Below are 15656 nucleotides of genomic sequence, written 5' to 3' on the forward strand. Positions count from 1 at the left end.
GCCCGTCCGAAGACGGGCGGGATAGTCACGCCATTACTGCGCCGTCTTCACCCGCGTCCAGACACGGTCGAGCTGGCGGAGCGCCGGGCCAAGATCCTCGAAGATCTGGAGACGCGCCATGGTCTCGGCCGGCGGATTGATCTCCTTGCTATTCTTGATCTTTTCCGGGGTCAATTCCCGCGCCGGCACGTTGGCCGTGCCATTGGTCTGCTGCGAGACATTGAGCGCCGCGATCTCCGGCCGCGTGTAGAACTGGAGGAATTTGACGGCGTTCTCCTTGTTCGGCGCGCTCTTCAGCACGCAGACGTCCTCCTGGTACATGGTCCCGCCTTCTTCCGGGATCACGTAGCCGAGATCCTTATCGTCGGCGAAGACATCGACCATGGCGCCGACGAAGAAATGGCCGGCCGCAACATCGCCGGATTGCACCATCGGCCGCGTGTCATAGGTGAAGGCCGCGACATAGGGCTTCATGGCGATGATCGTTTCCGCCGCCTGCTGCAATTGGGCCGGATCGGTTGAGTTGATCTTGTGGCCGTTCAGCATGAGGCCGACGGCGAGCACCTCGCGCATGTCGTCGAGCAGGGTGAATTTCAGCCCCTTGGCCTTCACCGTCTCGATCAGGTCCTTCCAGCCGGTGATGTCCTTGCCGAGGATCGTGCGGTTATAGAAGATGCCGACCGAACCCCAGGCATAGGGCAGGCAATATTCTCCCTTCGGGTCGCTTTTCGCGCGCAGGAAGGCGGGGTCGATGTTCTTGAACCCCTCATAGGTGTTGATGTCGGTCTTTTCGAGCAGGTCCAGCTTGGCCATGATGTCGTGCATGTGTACGGACGGAAAGACGATGTCGTAGCCCGTTGCACCACCCTGGATTTTTGCCAGCATTTCCTCGTTGGAGGAATAGGTCGAGAGGTTGACCCTGATCTGGGTCTCCTCCTCGAATTTCTTCAAAACCTCCGGATTGATGTATTCGCCCCAGTTGTAGATGTTGAGCTCAGTGGCATTTGCCACGCCCGCCATGGCCACGAGGGCGGCAAGCGAGAAAGCGGTCTGGCGCGTCCATGCGCGAAGGCCGGATGCGCCGGCATTGGAAATTTTGATCATCGATAGTCTCCTCTGTTGGTTGGCCCGCGTGGCCCCGGCGCTTTCCTTTGCGCCGCCTGTTCCTGTCCCGGCTTCTTTCGGCCGTTGACTTGGATGAACAAATGGTATCCAGATATCTAAATCGCACAAGCGTTATTTTTATAACATAATGGGGAACGACGATGCGAGATTCCATAGTCCGCCTGGAAAAGGCGGCGAAGGCCTTTGCCACGCCCGAAGGCCAGACCGTGACGGCGCTCGATGCGATCGACCTCGATGTCAGCCGCAACGAATTCCTGACGCTGCTCGGTCCTTCCGGCTGCGGCAAGACCACGCTGCTTCAGGCGATCAGCGGTTTCGTCGAGCTCGATGCCGGGCGCATCCTGATCGACGGCGAGGATATGACGGACCGTCCGCCCTATCGCCGCCCGGTCAATACGGTGTTCCAGAACTATGCCCTCTTCCCGCATATGACCGTCGGCGAGAACACCGGCTATGCGCTGGAAGTCGCCGGTGTGGCGAAGGCGGAGCGCACGAGGCGTGTCGCCGACGCGCTGCGTATGGTGGGGCTCGAAGGCATGGAGGGCCGCAAGCCGCGCCAGCTTTCCGGTGGCCAGCAGCAGCGCGTGGCGCTTGCCCGCGCCATCATCGCCCGCCCGAAACTGCTGCTGCTCGACGAGCCGCTGTCAGCCCTCGATAAGAACCTGCGCCAGGCCATGCAGATCGAGCTGAAGACGCTCCAGCACGAACTCGGCATCTCCTTCATCTTCGTGACGCACGACCAGCAGGAGGCGCTGACCATGTCGGATCGGGTCGCCGTTCTCTCGGGCGGGCGCATCCAGCAGCTCGATACGCCGCGTGCCATCTACGACCAGCCGAAGAACAGCTTTGTCGCCACCTTCGTCGGCGCCAGCAATCTATTCGAAGGCGAGGCGGTTGGCGGACATCTCCTGACGAAGGACGGCCTCTCCATTTCGCATGCCAAGGCACAAACCACAGGCACGGCGACCGCCCTCATCCGCCCCGAACAGTTCTTCCTCGCGCAGCAGGGCGACAGCGCCCCGAGCCTCGACGTCGATCTCGAACAGATCGTCTTCGTCGGCTCCACCTTCGAATTGTTCGGCCGCACCGCGACGGGCCGGCGGGTGATCGCCGAAATCCCGGCGACGCGTCGAAACCTCGTCGGCGAGATCGAGCAGTCGCGCCGCGCGCGTCTCGCCTATGATCCGGCCGCCGTCCATCTCATCCCGGCGGAGGCCGCCTGACATGTCGTCGATCGCCTTTCGCCGCCGCGCCCAACTCGGCCTGCTTCTCGGGCCGGTCTCGCTGTTCCTTGCCGTCTTCTTCCTCGGTCCGCTCGCCATCATGATCGTGACGAGCTTTCTGGCGCCCGGCCTCTACGGCGGGGTGGAATGGACCTGGTATCCGCACAATTACGGCCGCATCCTCGGTTTCGCCGACCCGATGTTCGAGGATTTCGATCCGGTCTATATCGCGATCTTCCTGCGCTCGCTGAAGATCTCGGCACTCACCGTCGTCGCCACGCTTATCGTCTGCTACCCGGCCGCCTTCTGCATCAGCCGGCTTTCCGAGCGCTGGAAGAATTTCTGCCTGTTCCTCATCACCCTGCCCTTCTTCACCAGCCTGATCGTGCGGCTGTTCATCTGGGTGCTGATCCTGCGCCAGACCGGCCTCGTCAACGCGGTGCTGCTCAACACCGGCGTCATCGCCCGGCCGCTGGAGCTGATCTATACGGACGGCGCGATCATTCTCGGCATGGTCTATATCTTCATCCCGTTCATGTTCATGCCGGTCTATGCCAGTGTCGAAAAGCTCGACTGGACGCTGGTGCGCGCCTCGCTCGATCTCGGCGCCGGGCCGATCCGCACGTTCCTGCGTATCATCCTACCACTGACGGCGCCCGGCATTGCCGGCGGTGCGGTGATCGTCTTCATTCCCGCGCTCGGCAATTTCGTCGTGCCGGCCATCCTTGGCGGCGCCAAGGTCATGATGCTCGGCAACCTCATCGAGCAGCAGTTCCTCGCGGCGCGCAACTGGCCCTTCGGCTCGGCGCTTGCCATGATGGTGATGTGCGTGATGCTGGTGCTGCTTTTCGCCTATGTCATCGTGTCCGGCCGCCGCGGCATTGATGCCGCGACCGGGCGCTGAGGGAGGCCGGCCATGAAGATCATCGCCTCCCTCGCCCGCGGCAGCCTCATCGGCTACACCGCGCTCTTCTTCGCCTTCATCTACATCCCGCTGGTGCTGATCGCGGTCTATTCGTTCAATTCCAATCCGGTCAACATGATGACCTGGACCGGCTTCACCACCGAATGGTACGCTCAGGTCCTCGGCTTCAAGACGGCGGTTTCGGAAAGCGCGCTCTATATCGAATCGACCGACCAGCTCGTTCAGGCCGTCTGGAACAGCCTGATGATCGCCGCCTCCACCACCACCATCGCCACCGTGCTCGGCACGGCGATCGCCATCGCCCTCTACCGCTTCGATTTCTTCGGCCGGCGTTTTTATCGCGTCGTCATGTTCATGCCGATGCTGATGCCCGATATCGTGCTCGGCATCGCGCTGCTGATCTTCTTCGTCAATGCCGGCGTCAATCTCGGCCTCACGACGATCATCATCGGCCAGTGCACCTTCCTGATCTCCTACGTCTTCATCGTCGTCTCCGCCCGGCTCGCCGGCATGGATCGCACGCTGGAGCATGCGTCCGCCGATCTCGGCGCCAATGAATGGACGACGTTTCGCAGGGTGGTATTCCCGCAGCTCCTGCCCGGCATCGTCGGCGGCGCGCTGCTCGCCTTCATCATCTCGATGGACGACCTCGTGATCACCTATTTCATCGCGGGCGTCGATGTGACGACGCTGCCGATGTTCATCTTCGCCATGCTCCGGCGCGGCATCAAGCCGGAGATCAACGCCATCGCCGTGATGATGTTGACCTTCTCCTTCGTCGTCGCCTCGCTCGGCCTCTACCTCCGCTCCCGGCAGAAATGACCATGACCCAGACAAAACCCCGCGCCCGCGACCTCGGCCTGCCCTTCACCGCCCGCACCGGCCCCTTCAACGCCATCACGGATGTCGAGGGCATCGCCGTCGGCTTCCAGACCATCCGGGAGGAAACCCCGCGCCCCGGCCGCAAGCTGCCGGTGCGCACCGGCGTCACCGCCATCCTGCCGTATGCCGACAGCGAAACGCCCATCCCGGTCTATGCCGGCGTGCACCGCTTCAACGGAAACGGCGAGATGACAGGCACGCACTGGATCGAGGACGGCGGCACCTTCCTCGGCCCGGTGATGATCACCAATACCCACGGCGTCGGCATCACCCATCACGCGACGACCCGCTGGATGCTGGAGCGCTACGCCTCGACCTACGAGGTGGGTGATTTCCTCTGGCTGATGCCCGTCATCGCCGAAACCTATGACGGCGTGCTGAACGACATCAACGGCATGCCGGTAACGGAAGCGGACGTGCGCGCGGCGCTGGAAAACCTGTCGCGCGGCCCCGTTTCGGAGGGCAATTGCGGCGGTGGCACCGGCATGATCACCTATGGCTTCAAAGGCGGCACCGGAACTGCCTCCCGCATCGTCACCGTCGGTGATCGAGAGTATACAGTCGGCACGCTGGTGCAGGCCAACCACGGCCAACGCGACTGGCTGACGATCTGCGGTGTGCCGGTCGGCAAACACCTGCAGGACAACACGCCGCAAAGCCAGCTCAAGGAGCGTGGATCTATCATTGTCGTCATCGCCACGGACCTCCCCATGGCGCCGCACCAGTTGAAGCGCCTCGCCCGCCGCGCCGCCATCGGCATCGGCCGCAACGGCACGCCGGGCGGCAACAATTCGGGCGACATCTTCCTCGCCTTCTCGACCGCCAATTCACAGCCGATGGCCCACAAGGCACAGGCCATGCTCAACCTCGACATGGTCAACGACGAGCATCTCGACCCGGTCTATCTGGCGGCGGTCGAGAGTGTGGAGGAAGCTGTGATCAACGCCATGCTGGCGGCGGAAGACAGCGGCGGCACGCCGCATGACCGTTTCCGCATCGATGCCATAAGGCACGACCAGCTGATGGCGGTCATGCAGCAATACGGCCGGCACCTTTAGGCACCGGCCTCATCGAGGTCAGTTGGCCGTCCCGTCCGGCGTGACGCTCTGGCTGTCGCCGCCGGTGCCGGATTGCGAAGTCGGGTCGCGTTCCGTCGGAACCGTCTCGCCGCCGCCGGGAACGGTATTGTCGATCGTATCCTGCGTCGACGTGCCGTTCGAGGTTGAGGACGTCTGCTCGGTGTCGACCGTCGGATCGACCTGTTCGCCCCAAATCTCGACACCGCCCCATACCAGGACTGCAAGCGCAAGGCTGATGCCGAGCACCTTCAGCATCGGTTTGCCAAGGCGGCCCTGGCGGGTTTCCTGCGCCGCATAGTTCTTGCGGGCGGGATCGTGGGTGCGGGTCAGCGGATCGCCGCGTTCGTCTTGCTGGTGGGTCATGGCAGCACTCCCTGATTTTCGCGTCAGGGAAGGAACTTGCGGTGAAGGCGAAAGTTCCCGCCGCGTCCTAAGCCTCCGCAGGGCCATCCAGTCCCAGCGCCTCAAGGAGCAGGCGCTGGCGCAGCAGCAGATGGGTCAGCGCGATCACGTCGCCCTTCGCCGGCTGGTGCGTCATGCCCTCGTCGACGGCTTCGACGATCGCCTCCAGCGTATCGGCGATTTCGCGGGAGACGCCGTGCAGCTCGGCAAAGCGCCGGTCGGCGACTGCCGCCGCCAAAGTCAGGGTATTCACGCGCCCGATGCCGCGCGGCACCTTCGCGCCGGCATCGACATAGCCATCCGGCAGGCCGCCCTTGAGATTGCTGATCCGGCGGTAACGGATGGCATCGATGATCTGGTCGACCGCCTGGCAGGCGCCGGCAACGCGGGAGGGATGGTCCGTATCGGCCGCCGCATGCGGCAGCAGTTCGAGTTTGCCGGGATGGCGGCCGGCGAGCGTAAGATAGGGCAGCATCGGCCCGCTGAGCGCCCCGCTTTCCGCATCCTTGAAGAGGTCGGCGTCGATGGCCGCATGGCGCACCTGCCCCGCCGCCAGCGCCCGGTCGAGCGCCCCCGCATCCACCACCTCGCCGCGATCGTAATTGACGACCACCGCCCCGCGGTTCATCGCCGACAGCACGGCCTCGCCGACGATCCCGGCATTGGCATAAGCCCGCGTCACCGCATCGAGCCGGCCAAGGCCGACATGGACGGAGAGCACATCCGCCCCCTGCGCCGCCGCGGCCGGTGTCTCCGCGTGCTCGAACCCTTCCGCCTCGATCCATTGCCGGTGTTTCGCCCGCGCGTGCACGACGACATGCATGCCGAAGGCGCGCGCGAGTTTGGCGACCTCGCGGCCGATATTGCCATAGCCGAGCACCGCCATCCGGCGCCCTTCCAGCTTGCCGGTCGGATAGGACTTGAGGTCGCGGCCGGTATCGAAATCACCGGCGACGACCCGTTGGTGAAGCAGGTCGACCGGCAGGTCCGGCGTGACCTTGAGCACCGCCTTCATCACCATCTGCGCCGTTGCGCGGCTGTTGATGCCGGGCGTGTTCATCAGCGGCGCGACGCCGCCTTCGCCATCGCCGCCGCCCCAGGAGGCGGAGCCCATATTGCCGGTGCCGGCGCCGATGCGCACGCCGCCGAGCGGGAACAGGGCCTGCATCGGAATGAAGGTCGCCGCGGCGATCAGCGCGTCATATTGGCCATGGGCGGTCTGCGCGAGGATGTCGTCCTTGGTGCTCAGGTCCGGCTGGTAGAAGAAATGGATGCCGGGCGGCAAGGCCCCGCCCGCATAGGGGCCATCATGGAACGTGCCGCCGTGCGCCTCGATATGGGCCTGCACCTTGCCGTGGTCGGGCCGCCCATTCGCATCGAAGCGAAGGCCGATCAGGTCGGCGATCAGGATTCGATAGGCGCGCTCGGGGTCGTCCAGCCGCGTCCGGTCTTCAAAAGCCGCGTGTCGATCCTGCATGGCGCCCCTCCCTGCTTGTCCCCCATTTTTCGTAGGCGAGTTTTTCCGGGTGGGCAAGCGCCAAGACAAAAGCGACATGCAAGGTCAAAACAACCATATTGCCCGCCCCGCGCGCCCCCGCCATAAAGAGGCGCACGAGAGGATTTCCCATGACAGACCGCGCCTTCACCGTCATCGAAAACCAGTGGATCACGCTTGCCGACGGCACGAGGCTCGCCGCCCGCATCTGGATGCCGGAGGGTGCGGAACAAGATCCCGTGCCCGCCGTCTTCGAATTCCTGCCTTACAGGAAGCGCGATGGAACGAGCCCGCGCGATGAATCGACCTATCCGGTCTTCGCCGCCGCCGGCATTGCGGGCGTGCGGGTCGATATCCGCGGCTCGGGCGAATCCGACGGCGTCATCGATGGCGAATATACGCCGCTGGAATTGGCAAACGCCTGCGAACTCATCGCCTGGATCGCCGCTCAGCCCTGGTCGAACGGCGCGGTCGGCATGATGGGCATCTCCTGGGGCGGCTTCAATTGCCTGCAAGTCGCGGCACTCAAGCCCCCGGCGCTGAAGGCCGTCATCTCCATCGCCTCCACCGTCGACCGCTACAACGACGACATCCATTACAAGAACGGTACGCACCTTTCCGCCCAGCTCTCCTGGGCCGCCACCATGCTCGCCTACCAGTCGCGCTCGCCCGATCCCGAGATCGTCGGCGATTGCTGGAAGGCCATGTGGCTGGAGCGGCTGGAAAACGAGCCCTTCTTCCTGGAGGAATGGCTGCAACACCAGCGCCGCGACGCCTTCTGGAAACATGGCTCGATCGCAGAGGATTTTGCCGGCTTCCCCGTGCCTGCGCTCGTCATTGCTGGCTGGGCGGATGGCTATCGCAGCACGCCGCTGAAGGCCGTCGAAGGTCTTGGCGAGAAGGCAAAAGCGCTCATCGGCCCATGGGTGCACAAATACCCGCATTTCGCCTGGCCGAAGCCCCGCATGGATTTCCACACCGAGGCGATCGCCTGGTGGAACCGCTGGCTGCGCGGCGAGGAGAACGGCGCGGAAAACACACCGCAGGTGCGCGCCTATATCCAGGACGCCGCCCGCCCGTCGCTGCGCCGCGAAAACGACCCCGGTTTCTGGATCGCCAAGGATAGCTGGCAGACGCCGGACATGGCGACCTTCTACGTGGAACAATACGGCACGCTCGCGCCCGGCATGCCGATTGCCGGCGCCGTCGACCATGACCGCTTTCTGAAATCGCCGCTCGACACCGGCATCATGGCCGGCGAGTGGTTCACGCTGAAGCCGGATGCGGAAATGGCGCTCGACCAGCGGCTCGACGATGCCGGTTCGCTCGTCATCGAGACGCCGCCGCTCGCGGAGCCCCAGGACTTCCTCGGCCAGCCGGTGCTGGAACTCGATGTCGCGACGGAGGCCGACATTGCCAATCTCTGCGCCCGCCTCGTCGACGTGCATCCGGACGGTACGGCGACGCGCGTCACCTTCGGCGTCGTGAACCTCGCCCATCGGGGCGGCAATGCCGCGCCGGAGGCCATGCCGCGTAGCGAAAAAACCCGCATCCGCCTTGTGCTCGACGCGATGGGCTATCGCTTCCGCGCCGGCCATCGCATCCGCCTGTCGCTCTCGACCGCCTACTGGCCGATGGTGCTGCCGCCGCCGACGGATGCCGGCGTCACGATCGACTTCGCCTCGCTCGGCCTTGCTCTGCCGAAGCTCGGCGCGCATCGTGTCATCGCGCTTCCCGAGCCGGAAAACCCCGATCCGCTGCCGAAATACACCGAGCTTGCGCCCGGCGAAACGGCGCGCGGCGTGGAGCGCGACCTGACGAATGGCCTCACCGAATATTCGATCTACGAGGACACCGGCCTCTATGAGCATCCCGGCACCGGGCTCGCCACGCGGCAGGTGCGCGACGAACTCTGGTCGATCGCCGCAAACGACCCGCTCTCGATGACCGGCACCGCGGTCTGGACCTGCGACATGCAGCGCCCCGGCTGGTTCGTGCGCACGGTCTCGACGGCGACCATCGCCTGCACCGCGACGGACTGGCTGATCTCGGCAAGCGTGCGCGCCTTCGAGGGCGAGGCACAGGTTTTCGAGAAGACCTTCGAAAAGGCGATCCCGCGCGACTTCATGTGAGCCGGTCAGTGGAAGTCGCGGGATTTGACGCGGATTTCATCGATATGGCCGTAGCCGTCGACGAGATTTCGCGGTTTTACAAGTTTTGGCGCGCCACGCGGATCGTGTGGCGGGCTGCCGTGGTGGAACTCGTCGCCGCGCCCATGCGGTAGGGGAAACGGCCCGTCCCGATGGCCGACGCTGGCGAGCATACCGGAAAGGTCCGTCAGGTGCTGGGCCACCACATGCACCACCTCCCCCTCTCGCTGGATATAGCCCTTCACGCCGAGCATGGACGCGCCCATCACGACCTTGCGATAAGCGATAAAAACCCTTCTCCAGACGACGAGGTTGGCAATGCCCGTCTCGTCTTCGAGCGTCACGAAGATGACGCCCTTGGCTGAACCCGGCCGCTGGCGCACGAGGATCACGCCGGCCGTCTCGACCCGGGTCCGGTCACGCAGGTTCGTCGCGACATGGCAGGGGAGGATTTTCTGCCGTTGCAGATCCTCCCGCAGGAAGCTGACGGGATGGGCCCGCAGCGTCAGCCCGACATGGCCATAGTCCTCGACGACCTCGTTGCCAGCCGTCATGGGGCGAAGCGCAACGGCCGGCTCGTCCAGTTCCGCGATCACCGCCGCCTCCCTTTCAGCTGCCGCGACGAAGAGTGGAAGCGGTTCGTCGCGCAAAGCACGGATAGCCCAGAGCGCCTCGCGCCGGGCTAGCCCCAGCGACGGCCGAAAGGCATCCGCCTCGGCCAGTTCGACAAGGGGTGACACCGGCAGTTCGGCGCGACGCCAGAGATCGTCCACGGAAACGAAAGGTTCGTCGGCGCGCTTCGAGATGAGTTTTCCGGCCTCCGCATTGCTGAGACCCTTGATCATTTTGAGGCCAAGCCGTACTGCAAAGCGCTTCTTGTCCTCCGTCGGCTCCAGCGTGCAATCCCACCGGCTCGCATTGACGCAGACCGGCCGAACCTCCACCCCATGCTCCTGCGCATCGCGCACGATCTGCGCCGGCGCGTAGAAGCCCATGGGTTGCGAGTTGAGCAGCGCTGCGCAGAAAATATCCGGGTGATGGCACTTCATCCACGCGGAGGCGTAGGCGATGATGGCGAAACTATAGGCGTGGCTTTCCGGAAAACCATAGGAGCCGAAGCCTTCGAGCTGGCGGCACATACGTTCGGCGAATTCGATTGGATAATTGTTCTTGGTCATGCCAGAGATGAGTTCTTGCCGAAATTTATCGACGCCACCCGTGTGTTTGAAGGTCGCCATAGCCCGCCGCAACTGATCGGCCCTGCCGGCTGAAAAGCCGGCCCCAACAATAGCCACTTGCATGGCCTGCTCCTGAAACAAGGGCACACCCAGTGTCTTTTTGAGGACATTCTTTAAGTTTTCGTCATCAGGATAATCTGGTTTTTCCAACTTCTGACGACGGCGCAAATAGGGATGCACCATGTCCCCCTGGATCGGGCCGGGCCGGACAATCGCCACTTGGATGACGATGTCGTAGAATTCTTTCGGCCTAAGTCTTGGCAACATGGACATTTGCGCCCGACTCTCGATCTGGAAGGTGCCGAGCGTATCTGCCTTGGAAATCATCTCGTAAGTTGGCTCATCATCCAGGCTAATGTTCCAGAGGCCTTTTTGAATGCCCTTGAGGTCTTCCAGATATTCGAAAGCCCGGCGCATGCAGGACAGCATGCCGAGCGCCAGCACATCCACCTTCATGAATTCCAGGAACTCGACATCGTCCTTGTCCCATTCGATGACCTGGCGATCATCCATGGCGGCAGGCTCGATCGGCACGAGATCGTCGAGCCGATCACGGGTCAGCACGAAGCCGCCGGGATGCTGGGAAAGATGGCGCGGCACACCGGTCAATTGCCGGGAGAGCTCTACCAACAGCCGGATGCGTCGATCGTCGACATTAAAGCCGATATCTTCGATCTGTGCCTTCGGAATATCGTTGGACCAACCCCAGACCTGCGACGACAAGGCTTTGAGCACGTCCTCGGGCATGCCGAGTGCACGCCCGACATCCCGCATGGCGCCGCGGGAGCGATAGCGGATGACCGTGGCGCAAAGCGCAGCGCGATCATGGCCATAGGTATCGTAGACCCACTGGATGACCTCTTCGCGCCGTTCATGCTCGAAATCGACGTCGATGTCGGGTGGCTCACCGCGCTGCTCCGAAACGAACCGCTCGAAAAGCAAACCATTGTTGGTTGCATTAATTGAGGTAATACCGAGAGCGTAGCACACCGCGCTGTTTGCCGCCGATCCCCTGCCCTGGCAAAGAATGCCGATCGATCGGGCATGGCGGACAATCGAGTTCACTGTCAGGAAGTAAGGGGCATACTTCATCTTCTCGATGAGACGCAGTTCATAGTTCAGCTTCTTGCAGACGATATCCGGCACGCCGTCCGGGTATCGGTTCGCGGCTCCCTCCCAGGTGTATTTCTCCAGTGCCTCCTGTGGCGTAAGGTGGGCATACTCCTTCTCGTCGGGATATTGGTATTGCAATTCATCCAGTGAGAACTGGCAACGCTCCATAACCTCAAGCGTGCGTCGAAGCGCTTCCGGAAAGCGCGTGAAGAGACGGTGCATTTCTTCCGGGGGTTTCAGGTAGCGGTCGGCATGACGCTCGCGCAAGAAGCCGGCATTGTCGATGGTCACGTTGTGGCGGATGCAGGTCACGATGTCCTGCAACATCCGCCGGCCTGGTTCGTGGTAGAGCACGTCATTGGTGACGACGGTCGGCACGCGATATTGCGTGGCTAGGTTGGAGAGGTCAAAGAGGCGGAGCTGATCGTTTGGCCGGCGGCGAAGCGTCAGGGCGAGATAGCAGCGGTCCTTGAATGTTTCACGCATGCGGCGGAGCTGGAAGGCCGCGGTCTCGTCCGCCTCGTCGGGGACCAGAACGGCGATGAGGCCTTCGTTCCAATCCACGACGTCCGACCAGTCGAGATGGCATTTGCCCTTGCCCGCTTTCTTCTTGCCGATGGTGAGCATGCGGCAGAGGCGCCCGTACGCGTCGCGGTCGGTCGGATAGACGAGCAGCGACATGCCATCGACAAGGTCGAGCCGGCAACCGACAATGAGGCGCACGATGTTGGCGTCCGCAGGCAGCTCCTTCGCCGCCCTGTGGGCCTGAACGACGCCGGCAAGGCTGTTGCGGTCGACAACCGCCAGGGCCTCAATGCCGAGAGCGCTTGCCTGGGCGAACAATTCCGCGCTGCTGCTTGCCCCTCTCAAGAACGAGAAGTGCGATGTGACCTGGAGCTCTGCGTAGCGCGGCTTCATGCGAAAATTCCGTGCAGGAACCAGCGGCCGAGGCCGGCTGTCACCTGCTGTTCGTCGCCCGGGCGGAAGAGCCAGAAGCGTTCGCCGGCGGCGTCCTCGACCTGGAAATAATCGCGCACGGCGGCGAGTTCGGCGTCGCGTTTCCACCATTCGCCGAAGATGCGCTCGGGGCCGTCGGCGCGTTTCACCAGCCGGCGCTTTCCGCGCCAGGTGAAGGAGGCGGGCGGGTGGTCGGGCAGGAGCGCCATGACTTCGATCGGCTCGGGCCGGGCCAGCAGGCGCGCCGGGCGCGGCCAACTGTTCTGCCAGGTCGTGCCGACATCGGGGGCTAGCGGCGGAATACGGCGGAAGGAGCGTTCCGGCACGTCGCTTTCGACGGGGGCGATGCGGTAAAGGCGGGCGGCCCCGATGCGGTTGGCGATCACGTCGACGAGACCGGCAATGTCGGCCTGCTCCTCCTCGATCAGCGAGGAGACCGCCTGTTGCAGGACGAGCGGTTCGGCAAGCGTGGCGGTCAGGTCCATGATCTCTATGCCGAAACCCGGATCGATCGTCTCGATACGGTCCGAGAGGAGCCGCGTGAGGCGGTCTTCGTCGCGAACGGCGCGTGCCGTGCCGACGCGGATCGCCTGGAGCGAACTGTCGACGCGGTGGAAGAGGAGATCGAGCCGGCGGGCGCCGAGGCCGCGTTTTTCCAGCGCCTGGCAGAGATCGTGCACGAGGCCCTTCGTGTAGCGCGCGATGGTTTCGGGCGCGCCAATCGGCTCGCCGAACACTTTGCGGACCGTCACGACATCGGGATCGCGCAGCGAATCGACAGGTTCCGAGATCGTGCCCTGGATCTGGTCGAGCCGGCGGCCGAGGAGCGGGCCGAAGCGCAGCACCAGCGGCGCGCGGGGCACGGCCAGCACGTCGCCGATAGTGGCGAAGCCGAGCACGCGCAGGCCTGTCACGGTTTCCGGCGGTATCCGCAGCCCGAGGATCGGCAGCGGCGCGACGGTTTCGCCCACCGTGCCCGGCGCAATGACGCGCACGGGATCGGCAAGGAAACGGGCGGCGGCATGCGCGGCACCCCAGCTATCCGCCACCGCCGCGCGCGCAAAAATGCCGGAGGCCGCGAGGCGGTTGACGAGGCCGGTCAGCATGCGCTCCTCGCCGCCGTGCAGATGGTCGGCGCCGGTCGTGTCGATGACCAGGCCATCCGGCGGATCGGGCGCGACGATGGGCGCATAGTGCTGCAAGGCCCAGAGCGACAGGCGCTCCAGTGCCGATGCATCCGCCGCGGGATCGGCCGGCATGGTCACGATCTCGGGCACCAGCGCATGGGCCTTGGTGAGCGGCATGCCGACGCGCAGGCCCGCCTGTTCCGCCGGCTTGCTCACGGCGGTCAGGATGCGGCGCGAGCCCTCCCGGCCGACGAGCACGAGCCGCTTGTCAGGCGGAGGTGCCGCGGCGCCAAGCGCCCGCCTCAGACGATCGATCGGCCAGCCGGGAAGAAAAAGCGATACGACCCTCGGCATCGGGTGCCTCCACGTCAAAGTCTGCCGCCTCGCCGGCCCGGCAGCGCACGAGTTGCAAAAGCCACTGCGCCCGGCCGATGCCGGGCACGGGAAGGGCGACGGACGGCCGGACGGCCACCCGCCAGCGCGTCACGGCGGCAGAGGGCTGCCCAAAGGCGTTCTCCTCCGACCGGTGCTTGAAACGGCGCAGCGCAATGCCGAGCGTGCCACCGGCCTCGGCCGCCAGTTGCAGGCGGCGCGAGGCGGTCAGCGACAATCGCGCCACCTCCGCCACCACCGCGCCGAGCCCGCCATGGCGCAGGCCCTCCTCGAAACAGAGGAGCAGGCTTTTTTCATCGCCCGCCTCCACATAGATGACGCGGCCGGGGGCGAGCCCCGCCTGCGCGAGTGCAGGCGCGAAAAGATCGGGCCGGGTCAGGATCCAGAGCACCTGTCCCTTGGTGCGCGCCGCGATGCCGGCGGCAAAGAGCATGGCGGCCGCCCCCTCGACCGCATCGTTGCCTCCGCCGCAGACCTCGTGCAGGCTCGCAAGCGCCAGCCCGCCGCCCGGCAGCCTGTCGTCTATGTCCGGCACGCCGAAGGGCAGCACCGCCCGGTCACGCGCGGCACGGCCATCGAACTGCCGGATGCGGTCGCGCAGATCGGCGACAACGGCATGGGCGGCGGAGGCAGACATCGGCGTTGCAGCTCCCGAGTTTGAGAAGGTTTGTTCTTTATTTGTTCTCAAAGTGCGCGAGAGTCAATCACTGAGTCGCAGGGGAAAGATCACAGTTTGAATCATCGGCTGGAACCAACGGGCGCGGCGGTCGTTCTTGCTCATGCCATTCCATCAAATCCAGGAGACATGTCCATGGCTGACGAAAAGAGCACCGGCAAGCGCACGCTTGGTGTCGTTGAAAGTGGCGATAGCATTTCGGAGGATGCCCGTGCGGCGGCTGCGGAAGCGACGGTCAGCGAACAGATCGAAGTGCTGAAGGCGGAAATCAGCCGGCTGAAGGAAACCGCGGGGCTGATCGCCGAAGGCACCGGCCAGCTTGCCGTCGCCAAGGCGGAATCGCTGCGCGAGGATATCCGCCAGACGATCCAGGCCAATCCGCTCGCCACGCTCGCAGGCGCCGCGTTTATCGGCTACCTCTTCGGCCTGCGGCACCGGTAAGAATAAGCGGAGGCAATGGTTTGCCTTCGTTTGTTGAAGCACATGAAAAAGCCCGGCAGTGCCGGGCTTTTCCAGTTCAGAACCAGCGCTGCTGGCGCCGCGGCGGCTCGCTTTCGAGGGAACCGAGCAGATAGCCGATGACGACACCGGCAAGGCCGGCCGTCAACACCACGGTGGACAGTGCGGCCGGATGCTCGCGTGCGGCCTGGGCCACGGCAGCACCTTCGTTGCGCACATATTTCGTTGCCGAACGGACAGCGGGCCGGGCAGCCTCGACGGCATTGCCGGCGCGATCGCGGATCGTGTCATAGGCTTCGCTGCCCCGTTCGCCGAGGTCCTTCTGAAGCGCGGCGATTTCTGCGCGAAGAGCGGAAATCTGGGATTGAACGTCGTTGCTTGCCATTACGGTCTCCTTATCAGCAATGGAGAC

General features: G+C 64.3%; 12 protein-coding genes and 1 pseudogene. 6 read left to right on the plus strand and 7 right to left on the minus strand.

What is annotated here, in order from left to right; all coding sequences use genetic code 11:
• Positions 1-33: 33 nt before the first annotated feature.
• Positions 34-1104, minus strand: a complete 1071-nt coding sequence (locus AC1Q6Z_RS14210) for a polyamine ABC transporter substrate-binding protein (protein ID WP_492648287.1) — start codon at positions 1102-1104, stop codon at positions 34-36.
• 161 nt (positions 1105-1265) lie between these two features.
• Here AC1Q6Z_RS14210 and AC1Q6Z_RS14215 point away from each other — a divergent pair, with 161 nt between their 5' ends.
• Genes AC1Q6Z_RS14215 through AC1Q6Z_RS14230 form a run of 4 tightly spaced genes read left to right on the plus strand, consistent with a single transcriptional unit; the run spans position 1266 to position 5213 of the window.
• The gene (locus AC1Q6Z_RS14215) at positions 1266-2348 is read left to right on the plus strand and encodes an ABC transporter ATP-binding protein (RefSeq protein WP_492648288.1); all 1083 of its coding nucleotides are present in this window, start codon (positions 1266-1268) and stop codon (positions 2346-2348) included.
• 1 nt (position 2349) lies between these two features.
• Entirely contained in the window at positions 2350-3252 is a 903-nt protein-coding gene (locus tag AC1Q6Z_RS14220) for an ABC transporter permease (RefSeq protein ID WP_492648289.1), read from the plus strand.
• 12 nt (positions 3253-3264) lie between these two features.
• A complete protein-coding gene (locus tag AC1Q6Z_RS14225; protein ID WP_319313889.1) occupies positions 3265-4095 on the plus strand; it encodes an ABC transporter permease in 831 nt (276 codons plus the stop codon).
• A gap of 2 nt (positions 4096-4097) precedes the next feature.
• Positions 4098-5213, plus strand: coding sequence for a DmpA family aminopeptidase (locus AC1Q6Z_RS14230; RefSeq protein ID WP_492648290.1), 1116 nt, complete (start codon positions 4098-4100; stop codon positions 5211-5213).
• 18 nt (positions 5214-5231) lie between these two features.
• Here AC1Q6Z_RS14230 and AC1Q6Z_RS14235 read toward each other — a convergent pair whose 3' ends face one another.
• Both AC1Q6Z_RS14235 and AC1Q6Z_RS14240 read right to left on the minus strand, forming a co-directional pair.
• Positions 5232-5597 (minus strand): hypothetical protein, encoded by a 366-nt coding sequence (locus tag AC1Q6Z_RS14235; protein WP_492648291.1) that lies wholly within the window; start codon positions 5595-5597, stop codon positions 5232-5234.
• A gap of 67 nt (positions 5598-5664) precedes the next feature.
• A pseudogene (locus AC1Q6Z_RS14240) lies at positions 5665-7077 on the minus strand (NAD(P)-dependent oxidoreductase); the annotation flags it as partial.
• A gap of 185 nt (positions 7078-7262) precedes the next feature.
• Between AC1Q6Z_RS14240 and AC1Q6Z_RS14245 the strand changes: the two are divergent.
• Positions 7263-9263 carry a CocE/NonD family hydrolase gene (locus tag AC1Q6Z_RS14245; RefSeq protein ID WP_492648292.1) on the plus strand — a complete coding sequence of 667 codons (2001 nt, stop codon included), beginning with the start codon at positions 7263-7265 and terminating at the stop codon, positions 9261-9263.
• A gap of 5 nt (positions 9264-9268) precedes the next feature.
• Here the strand turns inward: AC1Q6Z_RS14245 and AC1Q6Z_RS14250 are convergent, their stop codons facing one another.
• Genes AC1Q6Z_RS14250 through AC1Q6Z_RS14260 form a run of 3 tightly spaced genes read right to left on the minus strand, consistent with a single transcriptional unit; the run spans position 9269 to position 14746 of the window.
• Positions 9269-12550, minus strand: a complete 3282-nt coding sequence (locus AC1Q6Z_RS14250) for an error-prone DNA polymerase (RefSeq protein ID WP_492648357.1) — start codon at positions 12548-12550, stop codon at positions 9269-9271.
• Complete coding sequence (locus tag AC1Q6Z_RS14255; RefSeq protein WP_492648293.1) at positions 12547-14070, minus strand: DUF6504 family protein; 1524 nt, start codon at positions 14068-14070, stop codon at positions 12547-12549. The genes AC1Q6Z_RS14250 and AC1Q6Z_RS14255 overlap by 4 nt, the downstream gene beginning before the upstream one ends.
• On the minus strand, positions 13985-14746 hold the full coding sequence (locus tag AC1Q6Z_RS14260) for an ImuA family protein (RefSeq protein WP_492648294.1): 762 nt from the start codon (positions 14744-14746) through the stop codon (positions 13985-13987). Before AC1Q6Z_RS14260 ends, AC1Q6Z_RS14255 begins: the two co-directional genes overlap by 86 nt.
• A 174-nt stretch (positions 14747-14920) precedes the next feature.
• Here AC1Q6Z_RS14260 and AC1Q6Z_RS14265 point away from each other — a divergent pair, with 174 nt between their 5' ends.
• Positions 14921-15226: a hypothetical protein gene (locus tag AC1Q6Z_RS14265; protein WP_256116892.1), complete on the plus strand. Its 306-nt coding sequence runs from the start codon at positions 14921-14923 to the stop codon at positions 15224-15226.
• 76 nt (positions 15227-15302) lie between these two features.
• On the opposite strand, the gene AC1Q6Z_RS14270 is transcribed toward AC1Q6Z_RS14265, so the two are convergent.
• Positions 15303-15629: a hypothetical protein gene (locus tag AC1Q6Z_RS14270; protein ID WP_256116893.1), complete on the minus strand. Its 327-nt coding sequence runs from the start codon at positions 15627-15629 to the stop codon at positions 15303-15305.
• Positions 15630-15656: the final 27 nt, after the last annotated feature.

Source organism: Shinella sp. GW835-FHT14H05 (assembly GCF_058793575.1).